Annotated in this window: 22 protein-coding genes and 1 riboswitch; of the genes, 18 read left to right on the top strand and 4 right to left on the bottom strand. The window is 52.4% G+C overall.

The genetic code is table 11. From position 1 onward, the window contains the following. Positions 1-6: 6 nt before the first annotated feature. Positions 7-180, bottom strand: coding sequence for a hypothetical protein (locus MKX51_RS16235; protein ID WP_340993145.1), 174 nt, complete (start codon positions 178-180; stop codon positions 7-9). A 319-nt stretch (positions 181-499) separates the two neighbouring features. On the opposite strand from MKX51_RS16235, the gene MKX51_RS16230 reads away from it, so the two are divergent. Together MKX51_RS16230 and MKX51_RS16225 are read left to right on the top strand one after the other, a co-directional pair. After that, positions 500-1,720 carry an aminotransferase class I/II-fold pyridoxal phosphate-dependent enzyme gene (locus tag MKX51_RS16230; protein WP_340993143.1) on the top strand — a complete coding sequence of 407 codons (1,221 nt, stop codon included), beginning with the start codon at positions 500-502 and terminating at the stop codon, positions 1,718-1,720. A gap of 114 nt (positions 1,721-1,834) precedes the next feature. Further along, positions 1,835-2,191 (top strand): hypothetical protein, encoded by a 357-nt coding sequence (locus MKX51_RS16225; RefSeq protein WP_051478104.1) that lies wholly within the window; start codon positions 1,835-1,837, stop codon positions 2,189-2,191. Positions 2,192-2,331: 140 nt separating this feature from the next. On the opposite strand, the gene MKX51_RS16220 is transcribed toward MKX51_RS16225, so the two are convergent. Further along, positions 2,332-3,282: an alpha/beta hydrolase gene (locus MKX51_RS16220; RefSeq protein ID WP_340993142.1), complete on the bottom strand. Its 951-nt coding sequence runs from the start codon at positions 3,280-3,282 to the stop codon at positions 2,332-2,334. 137 nt (positions 3,283-3,419) lie between these two features. On the opposite strand from MKX51_RS16220, the gene MKX51_RS16215 reads away from it, so the two are divergent. Beyond that, positions 3,420-3,956, top strand: coding sequence for an RNA polymerase sigma factor (locus MKX51_RS16215; protein ID WP_340993141.1), 537 nt, complete (start codon positions 3,420-3,422; stop codon positions 3,954-3,956). Then, positions 3,953-5,329, top strand: coding sequence for a DUF4179 domain-containing protein (locus MKX51_RS16210; RefSeq protein ID WP_340993140.1), 1,377 nt, complete (start codon positions 3,953-3,955; stop codon positions 5,327-5,329). Before MKX51_RS16215 ends, MKX51_RS16210 begins: the two co-directional genes overlap by 4 nt. A gap of 440 nt (positions 5,330-5,769) precedes the next feature. On the opposite strand, the gene MKX51_RS16205 is transcribed toward MKX51_RS16210, so the two are convergent. After that, positions 5,770-7,044 carry an APC family permease gene (locus MKX51_RS16205; RefSeq protein ID WP_340993139.1) on the bottom strand — a complete coding sequence of 425 codons (1,275 nt, stop codon included), beginning with the start codon at positions 7,042-7,044 and terminating at the stop codon, positions 5,770-5,772. Between the two features lie 120 nt (positions 7,045-7,164). On the opposite strand from MKX51_RS16205, the gene MKX51_RS16200 reads away from it, so the two are divergent. Then, positions 7,165-8,076: a LysR family transcriptional regulator gene (locus tag MKX51_RS16200; RefSeq protein ID WP_340993138.1), complete on the top strand. Its 912-nt coding sequence runs from the start codon at positions 7,165-7,167 to the stop codon at positions 8,074-8,076. 35 nt (positions 8,077-8,111) lie between these two features. Next, positions 8,112-9,041 (top strand): tyrosine-type recombinase/integrase, encoded by a 930-nt coding sequence (locus tag MKX51_RS16195; protein ID WP_340940380.1) that lies wholly within the window; start codon positions 8,112-8,114, stop codon positions 9,039-9,041. A 324-nt stretch (positions 9,042-9,365) separates the two neighbouring features. Here the strand turns inward: MKX51_RS16195 and MKX51_RS16190 are convergent, their stop codons facing one another. Further along, the gene (locus MKX51_RS16190; protein ID WP_340993137.1) at positions 9,366-10,289 is read right to left on the bottom strand and encodes an L-lactate dehydrogenase; all 924 of its coding nucleotides are present in this window, start codon (positions 10,287-10,289) and stop codon (positions 9,366-9,368) included. A gap of 199 nt (positions 10,290-10,488) precedes the next feature. Here MKX51_RS16190 and MKX51_RS16185 point away from each other — a divergent pair, with 199 nt between their 5' ends. The 12 genes from MKX51_RS16185 (at position 10,489) to MKX51_RS16130 (ending at position 23,932) form a co-directional block, all read left to right on the top strand. Then, a complete protein-coding gene (locus MKX51_RS16185; protein ID WP_340940383.1) occupies positions 10,489-11,874 on the top strand; it encodes an APC family permease in 1,386 nt (461 codons plus the stop codon). Positions 11,875-11,959: 85 nt separating this feature from the next. Further along, entirely contained in the window at positions 11,960-13,207 is a 1,248-nt protein-coding gene (locus tag MKX51_RS16180; protein WP_340993136.1) for a WD40/YVTN/BNR-like repeat-containing protein, read from the top strand. A 217-nt stretch (positions 13,208-13,424) separates the two neighbouring features. Next, entirely contained in the window at positions 13,425-13,601 is a 177-nt protein-coding gene (locus MKX51_RS16175; protein WP_179090460.1) for a hypothetical protein, read from the top strand. 174 nt (positions 13,602-13,775) lie between these two features. Further along, a complete protein-coding gene (locus MKX51_RS16170; protein ID WP_340993135.1) occupies positions 13,776-14,174 on the top strand; it encodes a DUF2500 domain-containing protein in 399 nt (132 codons plus the stop codon). Between the two features lie 238 nt (positions 14,175-14,412). Further along, positions 14,413-14,835, top strand: a complete 423-nt coding sequence (locus tag MKX51_RS16165; RefSeq protein ID WP_340940390.1) for a cell wall hydrolase — start codon at positions 14,413-14,415, stop codon at positions 14,833-14,835. Between the two features lie 147 nt (positions 14,836-14,982). Next, positions 14,983-15,384 carry a spore coat protein GerQ gene (gene gerQ / locus MKX51_RS16160; protein ID WP_340995622.1) on the top strand — a complete coding sequence of 134 codons (402 nt, stop codon included), beginning with the start codon at positions 14,983-14,985 and terminating at the stop codon, positions 15,382-15,384. Between the two features lie 315 nt (positions 15,385-15,699). After that, positions 15,700-17,016 carry a hemolysin family protein gene (locus tag MKX51_RS16155; protein ID WP_340940392.1) on the top strand — a complete coding sequence of 439 codons (1,317 nt, stop codon included), beginning with the start codon at positions 15,700-15,702 and terminating at the stop codon, positions 17,014-17,016. 161 nt (positions 17,017-17,177) lie between these two features. Beyond that, on the top strand, positions 17,178-19,097 hold the full coding sequence (locus tag MKX51_RS16150; protein WP_340940394.1) for a sensor histidine kinase: 1,920 nt from the start codon (positions 17,178-17,180) through the stop codon (positions 19,095-19,097). Positions 19,098-19,190: 93 nt separating this feature from the next. Beyond that, on the top strand, positions 19,191-19,955 hold the full coding sequence (locus tag MKX51_RS16145) for a DsbA family protein (RefSeq protein WP_340993134.1): 765 nt from the start codon (positions 19,191-19,193) through the stop codon (positions 19,953-19,955). Continuing rightward, on the top strand, positions 19,952-20,386 hold the full coding sequence (locus MKX51_RS16140) for a disulfide oxidoreductase (RefSeq protein ID WP_340993133.1): 435 nt from the start codon (positions 19,952-19,954) through the stop codon (positions 20,384-20,386). Before MKX51_RS16145 ends, MKX51_RS16140 begins: the two co-directional genes overlap by 4 nt. A 226-nt stretch (positions 20,387-20,612) precedes the next feature. After that, a riboswitch (cyclic di-AMP (ydaO/yuaA leader) is annotated at positions 20,613-20,773 on the top strand. A 128-nt stretch (positions 20,774-20,901) separates the two neighbouring features. Further along, positions 20,902-22,719 carry an APC family permease gene (locus MKX51_RS16135; protein ID WP_340993132.1) on the top strand — a complete coding sequence of 606 codons (1,818 nt, stop codon included), beginning with the start codon at positions 20,902-20,904 and terminating at the stop codon, positions 22,717-22,719. Between the two features lie 175 nt (positions 22,720-22,894). Beyond that, a complete protein-coding gene (locus MKX51_RS16130) occupies positions 22,895-23,932 on the top strand; it encodes an ABC transporter substrate-binding protein (RefSeq protein ID WP_340993131.1) in 1,038 nt (345 codons plus the stop codon). Positions 23,933-23,976: the final 44 nt, after the last annotated feature.

The following is a 23,976-nucleotide window of genomic DNA, read 5'->3' as shown; positions in this document are numbered from 1 at the left end:
CGGAATTCAACCCGTCTTCTGCTGCTTGCCGTCACATTTTTTGCAGACCGTCAGCTTCTCGCCCTCCGGGCCTTTGCCGAAATACAGAAGCTTAATCCGTGTGCTCCCGCAGATCGGACAGGTGCCCCTGGCCCGGGAGGGGGTAGTGTAAAGTGCTTTGCCGCGCTTATTCTTGGACATGTATATTCCCACTTTCATCTGTAATACTCTATCCTATGCCCGGATGGCAGCGGCGATTCGACGGAGGCATATATTCCTTAATAACAAACAAAATCGCCTCCAAAAAACAGCGTATAACATAAATTATACGCTGTTTCGCTTCATATCGATTTCTATATCACTTCCCGCACTAGTTGTCACCTTAAATAGAGTGATTTTAGTAGAATAATATATTAATAATGGAATTAATGCCCATTTCGAGCATTCGTCTGTTCTTTCTCTGCTTCGAGGCTCCTGACCCATGCTATACTATTGAAAAACATACGCTGGAGGGAGTCCATTGATTCATAGCAGCAAGCAGCATAAATGGAGATCAGACAAGCTGTCTCATCTGGGATCATCCATCTTCGCCGAGGTGGCGGCATGGAAGTCAGAAGCCCGGCAAGCGGGACTTAACATTATCGATCTTGGAATCGGCAGTCCGGACCGGGCGCCTCTGCCCGAGATCCGTCAGGTATTAAGTGAAGCAGTACTGCGGGAGGATAGCTATGCGTATCCGTCGTCCAAAGGAAGTGCGGCATTCCGTAATCAGACAGCGAGATGGATGCAGTGGCGTTTTGGCGCGGAGGTAGATCCGGAGGAGGAAATCGTGTCCCTGATGGGTTCACAGGACGGACTCTCGCATCTGGCCCTGGCCATCTGCAATCCCGGTGATCTGGCGATTGTGCCGGACCCCGGTTATCCCATTTATTCAGGGGCGCTCGCAATAGCGGGGGTTAGGTCTTGGCCGCTGCCACTCCTGGAGGAGAATGCGTTCCGGCCGGATCTGGAGCGAATTCCTGATGAGGTCTGGCGTGAAGCAGCTTTTATTCTGCTCAGCTTTCCCGGCAATCCGATTTCGGTTACTGTGGATCTGGCTTATATGGAACGGCTCGTGGAGCTTGCCCGTAAGTGGGAGGTGCTGGTCGTGCATGATCTGGCTTATTCAGAGATGGGCTTCGATGGATACCGGCCGATCAGCATCCTCCAGGTACCTGGGGCGCGGGACACCGCCGTTGAATTTCATTCCTTCTCCAAAAGCTTCAACATGGCCGGCTGCCGCATCGGCTTCATGACGGGCAATGCTCAGGCCGTCGGGGCGCTGCGGGAGCTGAAAAGCAATGTCGATTACGGCGTCTTCGAGCCGATTCAAGAAGCGGCGGTTGTGGCGCTGGAGCAAGCGATGAACTCCGGGCCGGACCAAGGGGTGGCTGAGCTGTATGAGCGGCGGCGGAATCTTCTGGTAGAGGCGCTGCATCTTGAAGGGTGGGCGGTGCCCTCGCCGGAAGCTACTATGTTTATTTGGGCGAGGCTGCCGGATACCTATGGGAGTAGGGGTGAAGCCGGAAGTTCGCGCCGCTTCGCGCATGACCTGCTGCTGAGAACCGGAGTAGCGGTCATTCCGGGAGATGCTTTTGGCAGCCAGGGGGAAGGGTATGTGCGAATTGCACTGGTAGAGGAGGAAGAACGTCTGCTGGAAGCTGCCCGGAGGATCGGGAAGTTTCTGCGTTCGGGGAGATGAGGATGTGAGATGTGCCATTGAGTAACATAATCAACATTATGTCAACCAATGTAATTCGCTGATCTGAATTCGGGGTAATAAGGATCAACTACAGATTTTCAGGAGGTTGACCTTATGGGATTTAACATTGGAGGATTAGGCGATAAAATACAAGGAGTAGTCGGTTCCCTCAAAGAAGGCCGTGCCTACGAGCTGCTGCAGAAATTACCGCTAGACAAGCTGCCTGTCGAGCAATTGCTGCAGAAGCTGCCGCTGGAGCAACTGCTATCTAGTTCTTTTCTGCAAAAGTTCACTCCGTTCGAGTCCTTGAAGGATCTGCTGCAAAAAGGGGGTTTCTCTGCCGGATCAGCAGAGGAGATAAAATCGCTCCCGTCGGATCAGCTTGATGAGCATGTAGCAAAGACTACTTCCTTCGGTTCACTGAAGGATATGCTGATCAAAGCAGCGGAGTTCTATTCCCAGCGGAAATAGATGGACCGTAGGTTGGTTTGAGGCAGGTAGTCTAAACCGCACTGCTGCCGGTTCTGGCAACCTCATATATGTAAGCAAGCCCGCACTGGAATTCACCGGTACGGGCTTGCTTTATTTTTACATAGTTATATTCCAGGGACTTAGTGCTTCAACCAAGCCGTTGCCAGCAGCAATGCTCCTTGGTTAGCCTTAGTGTCTGCCAGCGCGTTCAGCATCACGAAATCGTGGATAATGCCCTGGAAGCGCACAGCCGTAACGGGAACGCCTGCTTCGCGAAGCTTATTCGCATAGTCCTCTCCTTCATCACGAAGCACATCGGCTTCACCGGTGATAATCAAGGCTTCCGGCAGACCGCTAAGCTGGTCCAGACTGGCCCGCAGCGGAGAGGCCGTAATTCGTGCCCGCTCCTCAGGATCGGTGGTATATTGATCCCAGAACCATTTCATGCCTTCGCGCTGGAGGAAATATCCTTCTGCGAACTGATGATACGATTCCGTATCGAAGGAGGCATCTGTAACCGGATAGAAAAGTAATTGCTTAGAGATAGCAGGACCGCTGCGTTCTTTGGCCATTAGGGTGATGGCAGCAGTCATGTTACCGCCGACGCTGTCCCCAGCGACACTCAGCCTGGAGGCGTCGAGTCCATACGTGGAGCCCTCACTGGCGATCCATTCCAGTACCGCATAGATTTCTTCAATGGCCGTAGGATATTTGGCTTCCGGGGACAGGCTGTATTCCGGGAATACCACGGCAGCGCCCGTACCCACAGTCAGCTCGCGGATGAGCCGGTCATGGGTGTGACTGTTGCCGAATACCCAGCCTGCTCCATGAATGTAGAGAATGACCGGCAAGGAAGTGCCGGAGGTGCCTACCGGACGGACAATGCGGACCTTCACTTCACCGCCGGGGCCGCCGGCTACGGTCAGATCCTGAAGATCTGCCTCGGGTTTTTCGATATCGCCAGCCTGGACGGTGTTGACCGTTTCGCGGCCTTTTTCCGGACCCAGATCAGGCAGGAAGGGAGGCTTGGCATTATCATCGGCGAATTTCTGAGCTGCAGGTTCAAGAATAACTTTTTTATGATCAGACATAGGTTACAGTCTCCTTCTTCTAGCAGATTAGGTCAAGCTCTCCTCATCCATAACCGCCTGACAAGTTTCTGAAACGTAAAGCGAACGGATCGCCCGGGTCAAAGCGTATATCCAGTAAGAAAGGGGGGGAAGCGAGCGTGAAGGATTATCCCATCACAGAGCAGCAGGCCAAGGACATGTTTGAAGCACACTCCGCTTATATTTATGGGATTGCACTTATGATGACCAAGCAGCGGATGCTGGCCGATGATATTACCCAGGAGACTTTTCTGCGTGCCTTTGCAAAATATCATTTGTACGATTCCTCCAGGCCGCTTCGGCCTTGGCTGTACCGGATTGCCGTCAATACGTCCCGTAATCTGTTACGCAGGAAGACCTGGATACAATTGCTGGCAGGCGTTCCTATAGAGGGAAAAGAGCACTCCGCCGAGAGCTTCGCCCTGCATAGTGAGAATCAGCTGGAATTATGGCAGGCGGTCAGCCGTCTGTCCGCGAAGCTGCGCGAAGTGATCACCCTGCACTATTATGCCGGATTATCGCTGCCTGAGACCGCAGAGGTATTAAGCATTCCGCTGGGAACCTGCAAATCCAGGCTTCATGCGGCACTGCGCAAGCTGAGAGAATGCGGCGAGCTTGACCCCGGTGTACTGATGATGAAGGAGGGGCTGAAATGACGACAGCTAGGGACAGGCTGGATGTTGAATCCGGAGCAGTAACCGCACAATTACAAAAGGAAGCTGAACACATGATACACAGTATGCCTTCTTCTGTTGATTTTGATGAATTGTGGCAGCTACATACTGGAGGAGTAGGGAAAGCCCCAAGATACAGACACCGGTTATCATCGTACAGGAAGTGGGTCATCGGAGCCACAGCTGCGCTGGTTATTACAGCCGGATCCATTATTGGGATCGGATTCGTCTCGCCTCCGGTTGCTGAAGCGCTGCGCGTCATTCCGTTCTTCGATTATTTGTATGCGAAAGGTGGGGATCGAGAGGGATTGAAGTCCATTGAAGAGAAGCATCTAAGCAGTCCGACAGGTGCGGTCATTGCAGATCAAGGAATAACCTTCCATCTGGTAGAGGAATATTACGATGGTATATCATTGGTGCTAAATTATGAGGTAACCTATCCGTCATCGTCAGAGCCTATTACCGGCAAAGAAGCGGCAGTCTTCTATAAGCTTAATTTTGTAGGGCATCATCCACAAACAATATCAACCCATGACTTCACAATTACAGGAGACCATACCTTCGTAGGTACAACCCGTCTAAGCTTCGGGGATAAGGATCTGCCTGATCAGCTAAGATTAAATATGAGTATCGACTGCATAGGGACGACGAGGGGGAACTGGGATTTATCTGTCCTGCTAGATAGGGCTAAGAGTAACGCGCTGAGCACTACCGTCTATCCCAAGAATCTGGATTTCATATACGATAAATCTCTTTACACTGTAGACAAGCTGACCCTGGGTCCTGTAACTTCGCAAGTTATTGTGATGAACAGGTATCCTGATACATGGCTTAATGTAATGCTCGAAGATGATATTGGAACCTTATATATGAATCAAGGTGGAGATGGGGCCACCAATGACTATTATTATTTCAACTTCTCACCGCTGACAGCGCTCAATCCTAAGCCGGCCTATGTGACCTTGATCGTTACTGAACCCCCGAAAAATGGAGAAGCCAAGCAAGCGGAGGACCGTCAGCGCCTGAATGGATCATTTCCTATAACGTTGAAGGGCAATGAAGGAGGAACAGTGAAGATAACTTCCGTTGACTATGAGGAGAAGCAGACGGTTGTATACTATGAGGCCAGTCAGGTGATGAGCCAGATTACTCCACTTAGCTTAGAGGAGGAGCAAGGGCATCCAATCTTCCCCAAAGGACAGCCGGTGCGCATCAGCCGGGATAAATTAGCCTTTAAGCTGATTTTCCCGCCGGTGCAGCCATCCGATAAGCTCGAAATTGTGGCTAATTCCTTCACTTATACCAAGGATATACAACAGTTCCGTCTTCGCATTCCAATTGAGTGGACCAAATAGCTGCTGAAATTCAACGCTTATAAAAGAAAGGCCGCGCCGTCCTGTTATGGATGGCGTGGCCTGTTTGTGGTTGTAGAAGAATTTTACGAACACGTTGGGCAGTGCGGAGGCGTGCAGGCCAGATGTAAGACAATGTGCAGGCATGCAGGTACACGGGCTGGATGCGCAGCCGCAGGTGACTTTCTTTAATGCACTTAAGAAATAACGAAAAGCAAAAAGAAGCGGAGGGGAAATTTGGAACTGGAGGAGCGATAGCGTCCGCCTGAAAGCTTTCCGCAGGAAAGCTCGCATCGTAAGCATAAGCTTGGTTTGGATTTCTACCGCGAAGAGCGGTTATAATCAGGAAATCCAAATTGGGCAGCGGCCGGAGGGCCAAATGTTCATCGCAGCGACGACCAAGCTTCGAGTCCAGCCCTTAAGTATGTAGCATTAAAATCCCCTCACCGCTTCCCCACACGCTTTGCCCCGTATCTCCAATAGTCCACCCCGGCAAACAACACTGTAATCAGCAGCGGGTACAGAATCGCCCAGCCTGTGAACGGGAACACGGCCAGGGTAGCGGCAAAAGAAATCCAACTAATCGTTACGCCTGCACGGCTACCGCGCAAGAGGCGGATTCCGGCGGCGCAGCCCCCAATATAGGTAAGAATGAAGGTAGCGTTGGGGAAGGTGATTAGTGTCGTTATCGAGAGCGACCCGCTGCCGTAGAGCGATAATATCAAGGTGAAGCAGAGCGCCAGGAAGCCGATGGCCCCTACAGGCGTCTGATACCGATTGGATACAAGGCCCATCCAGCCGGGAGCATAGCCTTGCCGGGACAACGCATACGCCACGCGTGAAGCCGCGCCAGCATAGGCAATGATCGTCGCCGTGCAGATGAAGAGACCGGTGAGTCCGGCGATGAACCCGCCCCACACCCCCAGCGGCTGGCTGATGATCCAGAGCAGGGAGCTATCTGCCCCGCCGTGCAGATAGCTCTGCGTACCTACGGTAGCAAGTGCCGAGAGGAAATACAGGACGCCGACAATTACAGCAGCGATAGTCACACCCTTGACTGCAGCCCGCTCAGGTTCCTTGAATTCTTCGGACAGATGCGAGACGGCTTCCCAGCCGATGAAGCACCAGAAGAGGATAGCGGCCGCCTGCCCGACACTCATCCAGCCATGCGGCGCAAACGGAGTGAAGTGGGCACGCTCCATCCTCGGAAGCGCAGCGGCAAAAGAGAAGACCAGTACGGCAATAATAGCGATCACCACAGCAATTTGCACTTTACCGGCGACCTGCATACCCATCCAGTTCGTTAGGAGTCCGATTACCAGCATCCCGGCGGCAAGGGCGATTCTGGCCGGATCGCCCCAGCCCATCGCTGCCGTCATGTATCCTGCACCGGTCAATGCAGCGACCGGTGCGCCGATCGGAACGGACATCAGGAAGAACCATCCGACAAGGGCCCCGGCCTTCGGCCCGAAGGCTAGTGTAACGAAGTGGGAGACACCTCCGGCGTTCGGGAACTTGGCAGAGAGCAGGCCCATGGATAAGGCAAGCGGAAGAATGAGCAGGGTCATGAAGCCCCAGGCCAGCAGCGAAGCTGGGCCAGCCATCTCGGCTGCCAGTCCGGGGACAATTAATACCCCCGAACCGAGGACAGCCCCGATGTATAAGGCAATGGCCTGAGGCATGCCGATGGTACGTTGTAACGAGGTGTGTTTCTTCATATGTATAATCCCGCTTTCCTTGTATTTAGTTCTAGAGTATCAGATAATAGATCCATTGGAAAAACGGAATTATCAAATAACATCCATTCAAAAAACCGATGGATCAAAGGAAGGTCCGCTATGGAATCGAAGCATCTGTTCACCTTTCTCGTTGTGGTAGAGACCGGAAGCTTTACCCGCGCTGCGCAGAAGCTGGATTATGCCCAGTCCAGCATTACCGCACAGATTCAGGCTCTGGAAGCAGAGCTGGGGCAACCCCTGTTCGACCGGATCAGCAAAAAGATTATGCTCACGGATGCAGGCCGCCGCCTGCTGCCGTATGCCCAGGAAATCTCCAAGATGCACACGATGGCTGAGAATGCCCTCCGGTCTGAGACCGAAATCGCCGGTTCGCTGCGGATTGGTGCACCGGAATCCCTGGCGGCCTTCCGGCTTCCGGGAATTATCAAAGATTTCCGCAGCCGGTATCCGCAGGTGCAGATTACCCTTAAGCCGGGGGCCTGCTGGGAGCTGACCGAATTCATCCGCTCCGGGGAGCTGGATCTGGCCTTCCTGCTGCAGCCGGAAACAGAGTATAAGGATATGCACTGTGAGACGCTGATCCATGAAGCCATGGCTCTGGTGGCTCCGCTGGATCATCCGCTGCTGGAGCTTGCTGAAGTGGAGCCGTATCAGCTGAAGAACGTAACGATTCTGCATACCGAAGCGGGCTGCACCTACCGCACCTTGTTTGAACGTCATCTGAACAGCCACGGTGTGTTTCCTGATCCGAATCTGGAGTTCTGGAGCATTGAAGCAATCAAGCAGTGCGTGATGGCCGGACTCGGTCTCTCTTTTCTGCCGCAGATTACGGTGAAGCGCGAGCTGGCGGAAGGCAAGCTGGGCCGGCTGAACTGGAATGACCAGTCGCAGCGGGTGGCCACCCAGATCGCTTACCATAACAAGAAATGGAAGTCTCCTGCGCTCAGTGAATTCCTCAGAATGGTAGGGAAGCATGCTGCCGGATGGAGGGAAGCTACTGTGGAGGAATGATATAATAGTTGTACTTAAGAGGGAGGGGACAGATCATGAATGAGCTGGAACTAACATACGAAGAAGAGCTGGAGGCCTTCCTGATCTGGATGAAGGACGCTGGTTATACAGCACATACCCAGAAATCCTACCTTGCTGATGTGCGGGAATTCCTGGACCATCTGAACGGCAAGGAGCTGGGAGCGGTTAAGAAGCTGCATGTGGTGTCCTACCTGACCTCGGTCCGTGAGCGGGGAGTCAGCGATGCCACCCGTAACCGCAAGCACGCCTCGGTTAACTGTCTGTTCAAGGCACTGTCCGAGCTGGAGCTGTTATCTATTAACCCGGCGGCAGGGATCAAGAAATCCAAGACCGACAAAAACCGTGAGCCGGTCTATCTGGAGGAGCAAGAGCTGGGGCGGTTCCTCTCGGCGGTGGACGGCAAGTACAGAAGCCGCAATCTGGCGGTCTTCCTGCTTATGTCCTATATGGGGCTGCGGGTAGGGGAAGTACATACGCTGAATCTGAGTGATTATAATGTAGACCGGCGCACGCTGCGGGTCTTCGGCAAAGGGCGCAAATGGCGGGGCATACCGGTTCCCGAGGATGTAGCCCCGTATCTCGATCAGGCGATTGCGGACCGGCTGGTCCCTTGGCGCAGCAAAGAAGAGGCCATGTTCATCTCGCAGAAGGGCCGCAGACTGTCGATCCGGGGAATTCAGGGCATTGCTGCGGATACCTTCAGCCGCTTCCAGAGTGAGCTGCCCTCTTCCCAGCAGCGTGCCTATTCGAGCCATAAGCTGCGGCATTCATTCGCCACTATGCTGCTGCGCAAGGGCGCGGATCTGCGGACGGTGCAGGAGCTGCTGGGTCACTCTTCCATTCAGACAACTACAGTCTATACGCATATCACGAGCCGGGAGAAGGAAGAGGCGATGTCCAGACTGCAAATCAGCAGTGCTGATAAGCTGAGCGGCAGCCTGTAATCCGTCTGTCTAGCAATATTATCACTTGAACTATGAACTTTTGTTCAAACCCTAACGCATAAATTACATGGAATGTGCATTTTTATGATGACAACTTGTCTCTGAATTGCTACCATGAGAAAGGGAAAAACGGGGGCATGAAATCAACCGCAACATTCGCTTTAGCCGCTTAACGCGTCTTCGCGGCTTGTAAATGCTTGGATGCTTAGATTTCAATGCTTAGATTTCAATGCTTAGATTTCAATGCTTAGATTTCAATGCTTAGATTTCAAAAAAAAGGCCGCCAATCCCTGCGGATTGGCGGCCGGCTCATTCCGGCTGGAATTATAGCTCCAGCTTGGCGATTTCACTCTTGAGCTTGTCACCGGACTGCTGGAATAAGCTCTGTTCTTCTTCGCTGAGCGGAAGATCAAGCACCTCACGCACACCGGAGCGGTCCACAACACACGGAGCGCCGAGGAACACATCGGAGACGCCGTTGTAGTTGTTCAGTAATGTAGATACATTCAGAACGGAGCCTTCATTGTTCAGGATGGACGATACAATGCGGTCCAGTGCAAGCGCGATGGCGTAGGAGGTCGATCCCTTGGCATCGATAATCTCGTAAGCTGCATTCTTCGTATCCTCGAAGATTTCTTTGCGTTCGTCTTCATCGAAGCCCAGATCAATCCCGGCGACATTGGCGAGACTCCAGACCGGCAGCTCGGAATCGCCATGCTCCCCGATGATCTGTCCATGGATGCTGCGCGGGTCAATCTCCTTGTGCTTCCCGATCAGGTAACGGAAGCGGGCACTGTCCAGTACCGTTCCTGAGCCGATAACCCGTCTGCGGTCGAAGCCGCTGATCTTCAGGGTGGCGTACGCCAGGATATCGACCGGATTGGTCGCAATCAGCAGGATCGCGTGATGGTTGTATTTCGTGATTTTCTGGATGATATCTTTGAAGATCGAGATGTTCTTGCGGAGCAGGTCGATCCGGGTTTCACCAGGCTTCTGGGAGGCTCCGGCAGTGACGATAATAATGTCGGCTTCGCGGCAATCCTCATAGGTACCGGCCCAAAGCTTCACGCCTCCTACAAAAGGCATACCATGGTTCATATCCAGCGCTTCACCAAGCGCCTTCTGGTGGTTCACATCGATCAGTACAAGCTCGGGCATGCGCTTACGCAGCAGCAGCGTATAGGCTGTAGTGGTTCCGACTGCACCGGTACCGATGACTACAACACGATTGGGCTTAAATGGGGCCATGTTAAATCTCCTCCAGCATTTGTATTTTGGTAATATAAGGAAGGCAGAGCCATTCCACTTGCTGTCCAATCTTATCCATCATAATCGCTAGGGATAGTGTTTTCAAGCTGTCCGTATTTCATCCATTACCCGAAATAGGGTAAGCTAACAACGATTTTTCTGTTATCCACTCAACCACTTGACAGGAGCGAACTGAAGTATGGATTTATTCCGCAAAAAACCGCTGGCTATTCCCCAGAATGCCGGAGCGGAGAAGCTTAGCAAGACACTGGGCGCCTTGGATTTGACGATGCTTGGGGTAGGAGCCATCATCGGCACCGGGATCTTTGTAATGACAGGTGTGGCTGCTGCGGAGCATGCCGGACCGGGACTGGTGCTGTCCTTCATCATCGCGGGGATTGCCTGCGTACTGTCCGCCTTGTGCTACTCTGAATTTGCATCGACCCTGCCGGTATCCGGCAGCGCCTATGCCTACAGCTATGTGGCCTTCGGCGAATTGCTGGCCTGGGTGCTCGGCTGGGATCTTGTCCTGGAATACGGGGTTGCCGCCGCAGCGGTAAGCAGCGGATGGTCCGGTTATTTCCAGGGTCTGCTGGAGGGCTTCGGGATACATTTGCCCACAGCTTTGTCTGGAGCGTATAATGCGGATAAGGGAACATTCATCAATTTGCCTGCCGTCATCATTATCCTGCTGATCTCCTATCTGCTGACACGGGGGGTCAAGGAGACCGCCCGCTTCAACGCAGTGATGGTCGCCATTAAGATATCCGTGGTGCTGCTGTTCATCATCACCGGTATTTTCTATGTGAAGCCGGAGAACTGGACGCCCTTCCTGCCGTTCGGGATTCATGGCGTGATGAACGGAGCGGCCACTGTATTTTTTGCCTATATCGGCTTTGATGCCATTTCAACCGCCGCAGAAGAAGTGAAGCGTCCGCAGCGCGATCTTCCAATCGGGATTATCTCATCCCTTGCTATCTGTACAGTTTTATATATCGCCGTATCCTTGGTCCTGACGGGCATTGTTCCTTATCAGAGCCTGAATGTCAGCGATCCGGTATCCTTTGCGCTGCGGTTCGTGGGCCAGAATATGATTGCCGGACTGATCTCCATCGGGGCGATTGCCGGAATGACGACCGTTCTGCTGGTTATGCTGTTCGGCCAGACCCGCTTGCTGTTCGCTATCTCGCGAGACGGCCTGCTGCCGAAGAGCTTGTCCAAGGTTAGCGCCACAACGCATACCCCGGTGCGCAGTACCTGGATGGTGGGCAGCCTGATCGCTGTGCTTACCGGCTTCGTACCGCTGGACAGGCTGGCGAATCTGACGAGTATCGGCACCTTATTTGCCTTCCTGGTTGTGTCTCTCGGGGTCATTATGCTCCGCCGGACGAAGACAGATCTCCGCAGAGGCTTCCGGGTTCCTTGGGTTCCGCTGGTTCCACTCCTTAGTGCGGCAGCCTGCGGCTACTTAATGTATAATCTCGGCAGAGAGACCTGGATTGGCTTCATCATCTGGGTTGCGTTCGGACTGGTAATTTACTCATTGTACGGCTACAAACGCAGTAATCTGAATACGAAGAAATAATCTTTTAAATACTCATTAATGCAGAAAAGGAGAGAGAGCATTGTCAGCCAAAGCTTCATGTTCCAAGGTTCTAAGAGTGGCGTTGATGCTTCTTATGACTCTGCTGATTCTCTCGGCTTGCTCGTCCGCCCCTCCGCCGGAGGCTACCCGGCCTCCTCAGCCGACTGAAGCGCCGGAAGAAGGGCAGATGATTACAGTCATTACCCCGGATAACAAGAATGTCGAACCCGAAAATGCAAAGAAATACCAGATTCAGACGCGGCTGACCGATTTCCGGCTGCTCAACCCCTCAGCAGGACTAGCCTGGGGGGTAACGCGCAACGAGCTTCGAATGTACATGACGCTCAATAACGGCAAGACCTGGGCGAATATCTCTCCAGCTACGAATGTACAATTTCTAAGCAATCCGGTCTACGGCAAAGAGATTTTTTTCACCGACCCCGAGCATGGCTGGATCATCCGCAGCTCGTTCGGCTCCACCGAGACCGTGGTGCTGCGTACCACAGACGGTGGACACAGCTGGCAGATCTCAGCGTTCCCCGATTCCAACAAGCTGTCCTCCATCTATTTCAGCTCTAGCCGCAGCGGCTGGCTGATGACCAAGTGGGATGCAAGTGCGACCAAAGAGAGCAAAGCCTTGTACGCTACCAAGGATGGCGGAGCCACCTGGAATCTGGTGATGCAGAATGAGCAGTATAATCCGAATCTGCCGACTAGTTCCATTCCGCATGCGGGGGTAACGACCGGGATGATCTTTAATGACGAGAGCCGGGGGTTTGTTATGCTGCAGACCGGCGCTCTGCCCAAGATTTATATGACGAGGGACGGAGGAGCGACATGGGTATCGGGTTCGGAATTCCTGGTCAATGACAGCTTTGCCGGATGTGACCGGGTGGTTACAGGTGTCCCTGAATTCTTCGGAGAACATGCAGCGGGGGGCTGGATGCCGGTCGGCTGTCAGAAGGAAAAGGAAGGCAGCATGACCTTTAACGGCTATTTTACCGCCAATGGGGGAGAGAACTGGAAATTCACCACATTCGGGCGGCCGGCGCTGTCCGGCATGAACCGGAATGTGGCACCTGACTTCCTGAATTCTATGACAGGCTGGTCGCTGGAAGGTAATTTGCTCTATAAGACGGTGAATCAAGGAGTGACCTGGACGGCCCTCCCGGCCAGCACGGTGCTTCAATCCAAGCTCCTGGAGTATCCGGAGGTAGTGAAGCTGCAGTTCATTTCAAGTGATGTCGGCTGGCTGCTGATCTCGAAGGAGGAGGACCGCAAGTCGATCCTGCTTCAGACCACTAACGGCGGCGAGAGCTGGCGTGTAATGTAATACTGTACAAGAGGTTGTCCGTTCTGACGGACAGCCTCTTTTTTTCACATTAAATCTGTTTAAAGGCCTCTACAATATAAGGAAAAATCTTATTTAAAATTTTCTTTAAAAATGTGAAAAAAATCACATGACAAACTTTGAATCCTGTGATATATTTAACACATAGAGAACAAGTTACTTTTTTCACAAACTTCCAACCCGAAGAGGAGAGATTACAATGACAACTTTTGAAACGGATTATATGACTAGAAACCTGATGCAACTGTGCTACAACTGCGATGACGCTCATCTGTGCCAGACTGAAGAACAATGCAAAGCCTGCTGGGCAGAGAACGGTATGATGCCGGAAGAAACGAACGAAACCAGACAACTCTTAGACCTCGTACATGCTTAATGTAACCGCCAATCGGGTATTATAGAAGACCATTTAAGTTCCCGGAAGTACCGGAGCCTGAATGGTCTTTTTGCCGTGTGTACCGGTGCTGCCAGACAGACAAGAGGCATATACATGTAGAGAAGCCTATATGGGCAGGTGTGCTAACTACTTGGGAATAAGGGGGAAGAGACAATGGGAACGGGGAGTGATCCATCCTGGCTGTTCGATTTTACAGGAACGGTATTGCCGGTCTTTCTCGCTCTGGTCCTGGGGATCATCGCTGTGTCTGCGGGCCGGGGATTGCTTCAGTGGAGCCGGAACAATAAAGCCCCCCTGCAGTCCATTCCCGCCCGTATCGTGAGCAAGCGGACCGAAGTGCGCCAGCAGCAGTCCCAGGAGGATAGTCTCTCCAGCCGGACCAGCACCACCTACTATCTTACCTATGAAGCTGAGGATGGGGTGCGCAGGGAATTCAAGGTGGAGGGACAGGAATACGGGATGAGCGCTGAGGGGGATCAAGGCATACTGACGTATCAGGGGACACGGTATCATGGCTTTCAGCGGCGTCCTCACTACTCCACGGCGGAGTAGCTAAGATGGCAATGTATTATAGATGGTGATAGGACCCCTTGGTTCCCGCTGTGGAGCAAGGGGGTTTTTGCGTGTATCCGGCATAGAGACGGAAGAAGAGGAAACAGCAAATTGGGCGCAGACTGTCACCTCCTGGGCGAATACACATACAATACAGCGAGCAGCAAAAGAACAACGGAGAATCACATAGTCTGCATAGCTACACCCGTCTATGAAATGAATGTAAGGAGGAGAACGCGTGGCTGTCATCAAAACAAACTCGGAGGACGTAAGAGTGCTTGCACGGCTGATGCGGGCAGAGGCTGAAGAGGATGGAGAGTCAGGCATGCTGATGGTCGGCAATGTCGGCGTGAACCGGATTCTTGGCAATTGTCTGGATTTCAACAACATCCGCAGTGTGAACGACATGGTGTACCAGAGCCCCGGCGGCTTCGAAGCCCCGCAGAAGGGATACTTCTATCAACGGGCGCGGGAAGCCGATATCCGGCTCGCGAAACGTGCGATTGCCGGGGAGCGAACCTGGCCGGCCTCGAATGCGCTCTGGTTCTTCCGCCCTGTCGGCGACTGTCCGGGGACCTGGTACAATCAGCAGAATACCGGACGCTACAAGGCTCACTGCTTCTTCACTCCGACACAGGGAGATTGTCCGGCAGTATACTAAGCAGGACAGAATCATTATTACAATTTAGGAGGTAATCCGTACATGATCGTTCAACCGTACCGCCCAGTTCCTTATATGATGGGCAGCAATCCAGCAGGCAGCATGAACAATATGAATAATATGGAGAACATGAATAACATGAACAACATGGGGCACATCGGGAATATGGGGAAAATGGGAAACATGGGCACTATGGCCGCCATGCCGCCTCAGGTCAGCAGCGGCAGTCCCATGATGCCCGGCGGCACCGTGATCTCCACAGCCGCGCCCGTGTACGAACAGTCCTATGTGGAGAATATATTTCGCCTGAACCTGGGCAAGGTGGGCACCTTCTATTTCACATATGAGAACAACAAGGACTGGAATGCCAAGGTCTATACCGGGGTGCTGGAAGCTGCGGGCCGTGACCACCTGATTATCAGCGACCGGGCTACCGGACAGCGGGTGGTGCTGCTGATGGTTAACTTTGATTACGCTACTTTCGAAGAGCCGCTCGTCTATCAATATCCGGGCGTTGTCGGGAATCCGCTTGGAGTGCGCAACTGTTAATCCGCTTTTCCGGCCATTTATCCATAGAATCATCCAAAAACGGCTGTCCGCCTTGGTTTGAGGCGGTCAGCCGTTACTTATGCTCCCGTACGTACATATGCTGTATTTTTCGAGGGGACACGCATGCTTGCTGTTTCACCTAATATATTTATATAATGAAAGTATTATTTATAATCCGTGATTTTGTATAGGAGATGAGGGCATTGGGGAATTGATACGCAAGGTTTCTCTTAGCGTAATCGAGTCTGACATTTTGAGCAAACGAAGGAGGTGGGCCTATCCAGCCGTACAGATTACGGTGGATAGGAGTATAAATTGAGCGACCCTTTACCCGGTATATTACATGTAGGACTTATTATTTTGCTGGTGCTGCTTAACGGTTTTTTCGTTTCGGTGGAGTACGCGATGGTGAAGGTGCGCAGCGGGCGCATTGAATCGCTGATTGAGGAAGGCAGCAAGAGAGCGCTGGCCGCAAGGAACATCGTCCATAATCTGGATGGCTTCCTGTCGGCCTGCCAGCTTGGGGTAACCCTTGCTTCACTTGCACTGGGCTGGCTCGGAGAGCCGGCCGTGGCCACGATTGTGGGGCCGCTGGTCAGGGGTCTGGGCTTTGATGAAACTACTGTATTTGTCATCTCCCTGATTATTGCCTTCATGTTCATCACGGTTCTTCATATCGTACTCGGCGAGCTTGCACCGAAGACCATTGCTGTGAATAAGGCTGAGGCGGTGCTTCTGTTAACTGCGGGACCGATGAACGTTTTCTACCGGATCATGTTTCCATTCATCTGGGTCGTTAACGGGCTGGCCCGGGGACTGCTGCGGATCTTCCGTCTGACACCGGCTTCCGAGCTGGCTACTGCGCATACGGAGGAAGAAATCCGCATCCTGATGCAGGAGAGTAACAAAAGCGGCCTCATCGACAACACAGAAATGACGCTGGTGGATAATATTTTTGGATTTGCGGACACGATGGCCCGGGAGATTATGATTCCGCGTACCGAGATGATCTGTCTGAACACGCATCTGGAGACGGAGGAGAATCTGGAGATTGCCTTCGATGGAATGAGAACCCGGTATCCGGTCTGTGACGGAGACAAGGACCATATTCTTGGCTTCATTCATATTAAGGATATGATCCGGGAGAAGGCGCCGAGCTATAATGAATTGATCCGTCCGATATTGACGGTACCGGAATCGATTCAGATCAGCAGTCTCCTGAAGGTCATGCAGCGTGCCAAGACCCAGATCGCCATTCTTATTGATGAGTACGGCGGTACCTCGGGGATGGTTACACTGGAGGATATTATGGAAGAGATTGTCGGTGAGATTCAGGATGAGTTCGACGAGGAGCGGCCCGGCATTGAGAAGCTGGGAGAGGATGAGTTCTCCGTTGACGGACTGATGCTGATTGAAGAGATTAACGACAAGCTCGGAATCCATATGGAGACTGATGATTATGATACGATCGGCGGCTGGCTGTATTCCAAGCTGGAGGTCAATCCGCCGCAAAAGGGCCAGTCCATTGAGTTCGACAATCATTTATTCGTGGTCGAAGAAACCGATAATAAGCGGATTTCCCGGATCAAGCTGCTGAAGCTGCAGTTATTGACGGAAGAAGCCGGAGCATAAGCTGCTGCATACAATATAAGCATGGCGCTACTACAGCGCTGTGCTTTTTTGTCATTATAAGGATGAATGGTTCTGACCTGTCTCCGATTCGGCCGGATTTAAGGCGGGTAAGGAAGTGTAAATACATGTAATATATCCGATTCAAGAAAGGGGCGGGAGCGTTGGAACATCCTCACAACAATTACAATGATCTGCTTGTCCTCTTGTCGGTTGCGATAGCCTTTCTCTCCTGCTTCACGGCGCTCGATCTGACGGAACGTCTGCTTCGCGGCCAGCGGAGCTCCCGGTTCATCCTGCTCATCTCCCTGGTGCTTGGCACAGGCCTGTGGAGCATGCATTTCATCGGGATGCGCGCAATGGATATGGCCGTTCCGGTATCGTATAATCTGCCACTACTGGCGTTCTCTCTAGTAATTCCCGTAGCAGCTTCTTATATGCTGTTAGCTATGCTGAATAACCCGCAGACCCGCAGCAGGGTCTATCTGGCTCTGGGCGGCCTCTTGTTCAGCAGCGGCATCCTGATTATGCATTTCAGCGGCATTCTGTCGATGAGACTTACGGCAACGTATGAGCAAGGCGCCTTTTCCATTATTCTGGCGGTATTGTTCGCCCTGATCATCCCGGTGATCACCGCATCCTACGATCCGAAGTGGCTGGAGCAGGCCTACAATATGTTCAGCTTCAAAAAGCTGCTGCTTGTCCTGACCCTGACCGGCGCGTTCACAGGCATCCATTACGCTGCCATGGCGGGCGCTTCCTTCCCTCTAGGAGAACCGTCCAGTGCAGCCGCGCACGTGCTCTATTTGCAGGATTCGATACTGGGAATGATCCTCTGCGGCTCCTTCCTGTTCATTGTGTCGATCGTCCTTGCCCTGTTGTACAGGGACCGGCAGCGGGTACTCCAGTCAGCTGCCTTCAATGAGCAGCGGTATACTGCGCTGTTCGAGCATAACCCTGATATGGTGATCTGCATTGATCCTGCTCGCAAGAAGATAATCAGTGCTAATCCTGCTCTGCGGGACATTACCGGATATAGCAGCGAAGAACTGGGGAATTATAAGGCGATACTATACAGCGAACGGGATGAAGCGGCCGTACGGGATGCCATAACGCGCGCTTCACGGGGGCAGTCCTCCAAGCTGGAACTGAAGGTACGGAGCAAAGGCGGGGAGCAACTGATCTGTAGTGTCACTGTCTTTCCTTTGCTGCATCATACGGAGCAGTGGGTCTATATTGTGGCCGAGGATGTGACTGCCCTGATGAAGTATCAGTATGAGCTGCTGGAGGCCAGGGATGCCGCGGAGAGTGCTGTGACGATGAAAAGCGAGTTCCTCGCCACCATGAGCCATGAGATCCGCACGCCGCTGAACGGCATTATCGGTGTCAACCAGCTGCTGTCCGAGGAGATCAGCAATCCTGAGCATCTGGAGCTCCTGCGGCTTCAGAGTACAAGCAGCCACGCTCTGCTGCATGTGATGAGCGATATTCTCGATATCTCCCGGCTGGAGGCGGATGGCCTCTCACTGAACAAGGATACTTTCGGGCTGAAGGCGCTGCTCCAGGGCTGTATGGACCTGTTCATGGTGAGCACACAAGACAAGCCGTTATCTCTGGAGCTTCTGATCGAGGAGGGACTTCCCGACAAGTTCACCGGGGATGCTGCGCGTATCCGCCAGATTCTCATCAACCTGATCGGCAATGCGGTGAAATTCACGCCATCCGGCACGGTAACGGTTAAAGTGGAGTCCTATGGCGTCAGGGAGACCGCTCAGGCGCTGCAATTCATGGTACGCGACACCGGCATTGGCATCTCACCGGATAAGCTACAGCTGCTCTTCCAGTCCTTCTCGCAGGTGGACGGGTCGCATACCCGCAAGTACCCCGGCACGGGTCTGGGCCTGGCGATCTGCAAGAAGCTTGTAGACCTGATGCAAGGAGAAATCTGGGCAGAACCGGCAGAAGGGGGCGGCACACAATTCTTCTTCAGAATTAAGCTGCAGTCGCAGGAGCATTCCCCGGAGGTATTTTTCGGCAAGGATACAGGGGAAGGGGAGTCAGCAGAGGAGAATGAAGCCGTATAAGACAGCGATTGCCAACAAGAGAGTTAACATTATATAATTTGAAAGTAACTATTCTTTTATCACGATAGTCCTGAGGACGGAAAGGAACTCTCTTTGAGCAAAACAAAAAAGAACAATGTCACGGCTCCCCAGATGAGCAAGCAGGAGAAGCGCAGGGCAGAACAGGAGCAGCAGAAGCAGAAAACGAGAATTCTTATCGTGAGTACGGTGGCCATCGTCATTATTATTTTTGTAGGCTTATTCATGCTTGCTTCCAAGGATTCTTCGCCTGCAGGCTCAGACAGCAAGCCTGTTGCCTTCAATTACAGTGAAATGATGCGGCTGGGCAAGGAGGATGCTCCGGTCAAAATTGTGGAATTCGGCGATTTCAAATGTCCGGCATGCGCCCAGTTCACCGGTGTCATCAAGCCGCAGATCGTTCAGGGCTATGTAGATCAGAATAAAGCAGCCTTCTATTTCGTGAATCTGGCCTTCATCGGCAAGGATTCGAGAACGGCCTCCCTGGCAGCCCTATCGGTGTATCATCAGAACCAGGAAGCGTTCTGGAAGTACTTCGATGCGATCTATGCCAATCAGGGGAATGAAGAGGAGGAATGGGCTACGCCTGACTTCCTGGTGAGTCTCGCCAAGCAGCTGGAGCTGCCGGTGGATTATGACCTGCTACGCAAGGACATTGACGAGCGTACTTATGTAAATGAGCTGGAGCGGGATATTCAGGTGGGCACGGATGCGGGTGTAACGAATACGCCATCCTTGTTCGTGAACGGAATCAAGGTGAATGAGCCTTTCAATATGGAGGCGATTGACGCCCAGATTCAGGCAGCAACAGCAGCAGCGGGAGCAGGGGCCGCCCAATGACCGCCTTCTCTGCCTTCTGCCGGCGTAACTGTCTCTACTTGGCCTGGTTCGTCTGTGTGGTGGCTGTAGCGGGAAGCCTGTATCTCAGTGAGGTCCTGCATTACGAACCGTGCAGGCTGTGCTGGTTCCAGCGGATCTTCATGTACCCGCAGCTGTTCCTGCTGGGAATTGCCACCTACCGGGCGGACAAGCGGATCATTCCTTATGTGCTTCCGCTCAGCCTAATCGGCGGCTGCATCTCGATTTATCATTATGCGGAGCAAAAAATTCCGGCGCTCAGCAAGGTGCTTCCCTGTACCATCGGCGTACCGTGCAATAAGGATTATCTGAATTGGTTCGGTTTTGTAACAGTCCCTTTGCTTGCACTTATAGCCTTTGCCTTAATCTCCATTCTGCTCTGGACAGGACGCAAAGAAGAGCCTGCTGAGTAAGAAGCTGACGGGCAGAAGGAAGAGAAGAGAATACCCTTAATTTTAGCAAAAAATAATATGCAAAAACCCTGTAAAATCACGTGTTAAAGGGATAATGAAAGAGAATGAAAGATCAAGACATACCGGATGATGGATTTGGTTGTTTTGAGTGCTTTTCATTCTTTTTTCATTTGTTTCCACGCTTTACGGAAGACGTGTTGTAGCTTAATATTAGTCCTTGTGAGAAGTTGAATATGCGCTGAATTTTCCGGAAGGAAAAACGGGGGAACCACACTTTGGCCAAGGCCAAAAGGGGTGAATCGGAGCGGGCCGCAAGGGCCTGTAACCGTAGGGCTACCACAGTCCGAATCCGCCAGCTAACCTCGTAAGCTACAAGTGGGATAATGACCATGCACATTAGGCATGCGGATCATTTCCGTATGCTTATTTTGGTGCCTGCATTTATGAAATCCACTTATGAAAACAGCGCAGGGAAAGCCCATTTCAACTTAACCAAGAGAGGAACTGTTACTACAATGGTAAGCAAGGTAAAACGACTATTGATCGGGCGTCCGATGAAGTCGAACGAACTCGATCATGAAAAGTTATCCAAGGTGAAAGCACTGGCTGTCCTGTCTTCTGATGCGCTCTCGTCTGTAGCCTACGGAACAGAACAAATTCTGATTGTACTGGTGGCCGCCGGGTTCACCGCTATCTGGTACTCTTTGCCAATTGCATTAGCCGTATTGGGCTTGCTGGCCATTCTGATTCTATCCTACCGGCAGACGATATTTGCATATCCGCAGGGCGGTGGTGCTTATATTGTAGCCAAAACCAACCTCGGGGTTCATACCGGCTTACTGGCCGGCGGCTCTCTTCTGGTGGATTACATTCTGACGGTGGCGGTAAGCGCCTCGGCGGGGACGGATGCGATCACTTCAGCTTTTCCAAATCTCCATAATCATACTGTCCTCATAGCGGTATCTGTTATCGTGCTCTTAACGATTGTTAACCTGCGGGGAGTGACCGAATCTGCCTCCTTCATCGCTATTCCGGTCTATCTGTTCGTTGTTTCCATCTTCGTGCTCATCATCTCGGGGGTCTTCAAATATATGACCGGCGGCGCCCATGCCCATGTTCCTGAGATTGGCTCGGCGGTATCGAACGTGAGTATGTTCCTGCTGCTGAAGGCCTTCAGCTCCGGCTGTTCGGCTCTGACGGGGGTTGAGGCAGTCTCTAATGCCATTCCTAACTTCAAAGCGCCGGCGGAGAAAAATGCAGCCAAAACGCTGATGCTCATGGGCCTCATTCTCGGGGTAATGTTCACAGGTATTACGCTGCTCGCTTACTGGTACGGTATCATGCCTGATGAGAAGGCTACCGTGGTCTCACAGATTACCGAGTCTACCTTCGGCCGCGGCGGACTGTACTTCTTCATTCAGGGGATTACGGCGGTTATCCTGTTCCTGGCAGCCAATACGGCGTACTCGGCCTTCCCGCTGCTGGCGTTCATGTTCGCCAAAGACAAATATCTGCCCCATGCCTTCATGGTGCGCGGCGACCGGCTGGGCTTCTCCAACGGCATTATTTTCCTCGGTGTCATGTCGGCTGTGCTGGTAGCGGCGTTTCACGGGAATACGGAAGGACTCATTCCATTATATGCAGTAGGGGTATTCATTCCGTTCACGCTGTCGCAGCTTGGCATGATGGTCCAATGGTACAGAACGAAGCCGAAAGGCTGGCAGAGCAAGTTCGCCGTCAATACGGTGGGGATGCTCACTACATTAACGATCACCCTGATTTTCATAATCACTAAATTCTCCAGCGTGTGGATGGCCTTCATCTTCCTGCCGGTTGTTATCATCGTGTTCCACCGGATTCACCGCCATTATATGAATATTGCCGATCAGCTGCGGATCTGTCCAGCTACCGATAAGCCTTGTATCAAAGGAAGCACCGTAGTCGTTCCGGTCGCCGGTGTGACTCGCGCTGTACTGCATTCGATCAGCTATGCGAAGTCATTGACGGATAATGTGGTCGCTGTATATGTAGGCTTCGATGAAGAAGAGATTCACAAGATGGAGCAGAAGTGGGAGGAGTGGAACCCCGGCGTACGCCTGATTGTCCTGCGCTCCCGCTACCGCAGCATTATCCGCCCGCTGGTGAAGTTCATCGATACAGTAGAGTGGAAGACCTCTTCAACGGATCATATTACCGTCCTGATTCCGCAATTCGTGACCAAGCACTGGTGGCAGGCGGTGCTGCATAATCAGACCAGCCTGTTCATCCGCTCCTATCTGATGAATCAGAAGGACATTGTCATCGCCACGGTTCCTTTCCATCTGCATAAATAATATAGAAGATTATAGGAAGACGGCTGTTTCTGCTTGATGCGGAGACGGCCGTTTGGTCGTTATTATAAGTTATTGGTTGACATAGAGAATGAGAATCAATATCATCAGTATAGACAAGCTGAAGGTAAAAGGACTTTTGCCAATCATGAAGACAACATACAGGAGGGGTATTTTAATGTTTTCGTTCAACCTGCAAGGATCAAGAAGCGGGAAGCTGGCGGTGGCCGGACTTATGACTACAACACTGCTGCTGTCCGCTTGCGGAAATAATAATAGCAACGCAGGCAGTAACGGTGGAGCAAGCACCGCACCTGCAGCAACCGTGGAAGCGACTGCGGAGGCCACTGCGGTACCTGCAGCAACTGCTGCACCCGCTGTGGAGAAGACCGTAACGGATGCCATGGGACATAAAGTGACCGTTCCCGCTAATCCGCAGCGTGTAATTGCTTCTTATCTGGAGGATTATCTGGTAGCACTCGGCGTGACTCCGGTTGCGCAGTGGTCTACGAAGAACGGTACTCAGGCGTACCTCGCTGCTGAGCTTAAGGACGTTCCGCCGATCAGCTATGATCTGCCGCTTGAATCCGTCACCGGCTTCATGCCAGATTTCCATATCGTGCAGTCGGAAGGCTCGGTTCAGAATGGTCTCTATGACCAGCTGAACAAAATCGCACCAACCTATGTACTGGGCGACGAAGTCAGCAGTGACTGGCGCGCGGCTACGCTCAAAATCGGTGAGCTGCTTAATAAAACACCAGAAGCTGAGAAGGCTATTGCAGACTATGACCAGAAAGCGGCTTCGGCCAAAGCGGCTGTCTCTGCGGCGATCGGAGATGATTCAGTAGCTGTTCTGTGGCTGGTGTCAAAGAACTTCTTCATCGTGGACGAGACCCGCAGCAGTGGCGCAGTATTGTATGGCGATCTTGGAGTGAAGCTCCCGAATCTCGTGACCGATATTCCTGCGGAGTCCAGAGCCCCGTGGAACCCGATTTCACTTGAGAAATTGTCCGAGCTGACTGCAGAGCATATCATTCTGGTGAACAGTGACAAAGCGGACGGAGCAGAGATTACAGACGGGGCGGTCTGGAAGGGAATTCCGGCCGTTAAGGCAGGGAATGTTCACGAATTCGGCAAAGATACCAGCTGGCTGTATAGCGGTCCTATAGCCAATTCCAAGACTATCGATGATATTCTGAGCAGTTTTGTAAAATAGTTCTTTACCGGCCGGAGAATGGTGCAGGCTTTTATATCCTCAGG

Origin of the sequence: Paenibacillus sp. FSL M7-0420 (assembly GCF_038002345.1) — a bacterium.
Classification (GTDB): domain Bacteria; phylum Bacillota; class Bacilli; order Paenibacillales; family Paenibacillaceae; genus Paenibacillus_AQ.
This window is presented reverse-complemented; position numbering and strand designations above follow the sequence as displayed.

Coding starts and splice junctions, on each gene's coding strand:
- MKX51_RS16235 (WP_340993145.1), bottom strand. CDS start 180: ATGTCCAAGAATAAGCGCGGCAAAGCACTTTACACTACCCCCTCCCGG.
- MKX51_RS16225 (WP_051478104.1), top strand. CDS start 1,835: ATGGGATTTAACATTGGAGGATTAGGCGATAAAATACAAGGAGTAGTC.
- MKX51_RS16220 (WP_340993142.1), bottom strand. CDS start 3,282: ATGTCTGATCATAAAAAAGTTATTCTTGAACCTGCAGCTCAGAAATTC.
- MKX51_RS16210 (WP_340993140.1), top strand. CDS start 3,953: ATGACGACAGCTAGGGACAGGCTGGATGTTGAATCCGGAGCAGTAACC.
- MKX51_RS16205 (WP_340993139.1), bottom strand. CDS start 7,044: ATGAAGAAACACACCTCGTTACAACGTACCATCGGCATGCCTCAGGCC.
- MKX51_RS16200 (WP_340993138.1), top strand. CDS start 7,165: ATGGAATCGAAGCATCTGTTCACCTTTCTCGTTGTGGTAGAGACCGGA.
- MKX51_RS16195 (WP_340940380.1), top strand. CDS start 8,112: ATGAATGAGCTGGAACTAACATACGAAGAAGAGCTGGAGGCCTTCCTG.
- MKX51_RS16190 (WP_340993137.1), bottom strand. CDS start 10,289: ATGGCCCCATTTAAGCCCAATCGTGTTGTAGTCATCGGTACCGGTGCA.
- MKX51_RS16185 (WP_340940383.1), top strand. CDS start 10,489: ATGGATTTATTCCGCAAAAAACCGCTGGCTATTCCCCAGAATGCCGGA.
- MKX51_RS16180 (WP_340993136.1), top strand. CDS start 11,960: ATGCTTCTTATGACTCTGCTGATTCTCTCGGCTTGCTCGTCCGCCCCT.
- MKX51_RS16175 (WP_179090460.1), top strand. CDS start 13,425: ATGACAACTTTTGAAACGGATTATATGACTAGAAACCTGATGCAACTG.
- MKX51_RS16170 (WP_340993135.1), top strand. CDS start 13,776: ATGGGAACGGGGAGTGATCCATCCTGGCTGTTCGATTTTACAGGAACG.
- gerQ (WP_340995622.1), top strand. CDS start 14,983: ATGGGGCACATCGGGAATATGGGGAAAATGGGAAACATGGGCACTATG.
- MKX51_RS16140 (WP_340993133.1), top strand. CDS start 19,952: ATGACCGCCTTCTCTGCCTTCTGCCGGCGTAACTGTCTCTACTTGGCC.
- MKX51_RS16135 (WP_340993132.1), top strand. CDS start 20,902: ATGGTAAGCAAGGTAAAACGACTATTGATCGGGCGTCCGATGAAGTCG.
- MKX51_RS16130 (WP_340993131.1), top strand. CDS start 22,895: ATGTTTTCGTTCAACCTGCAAGGATCAAGAAGCGGGAAGCTGGCGGTG.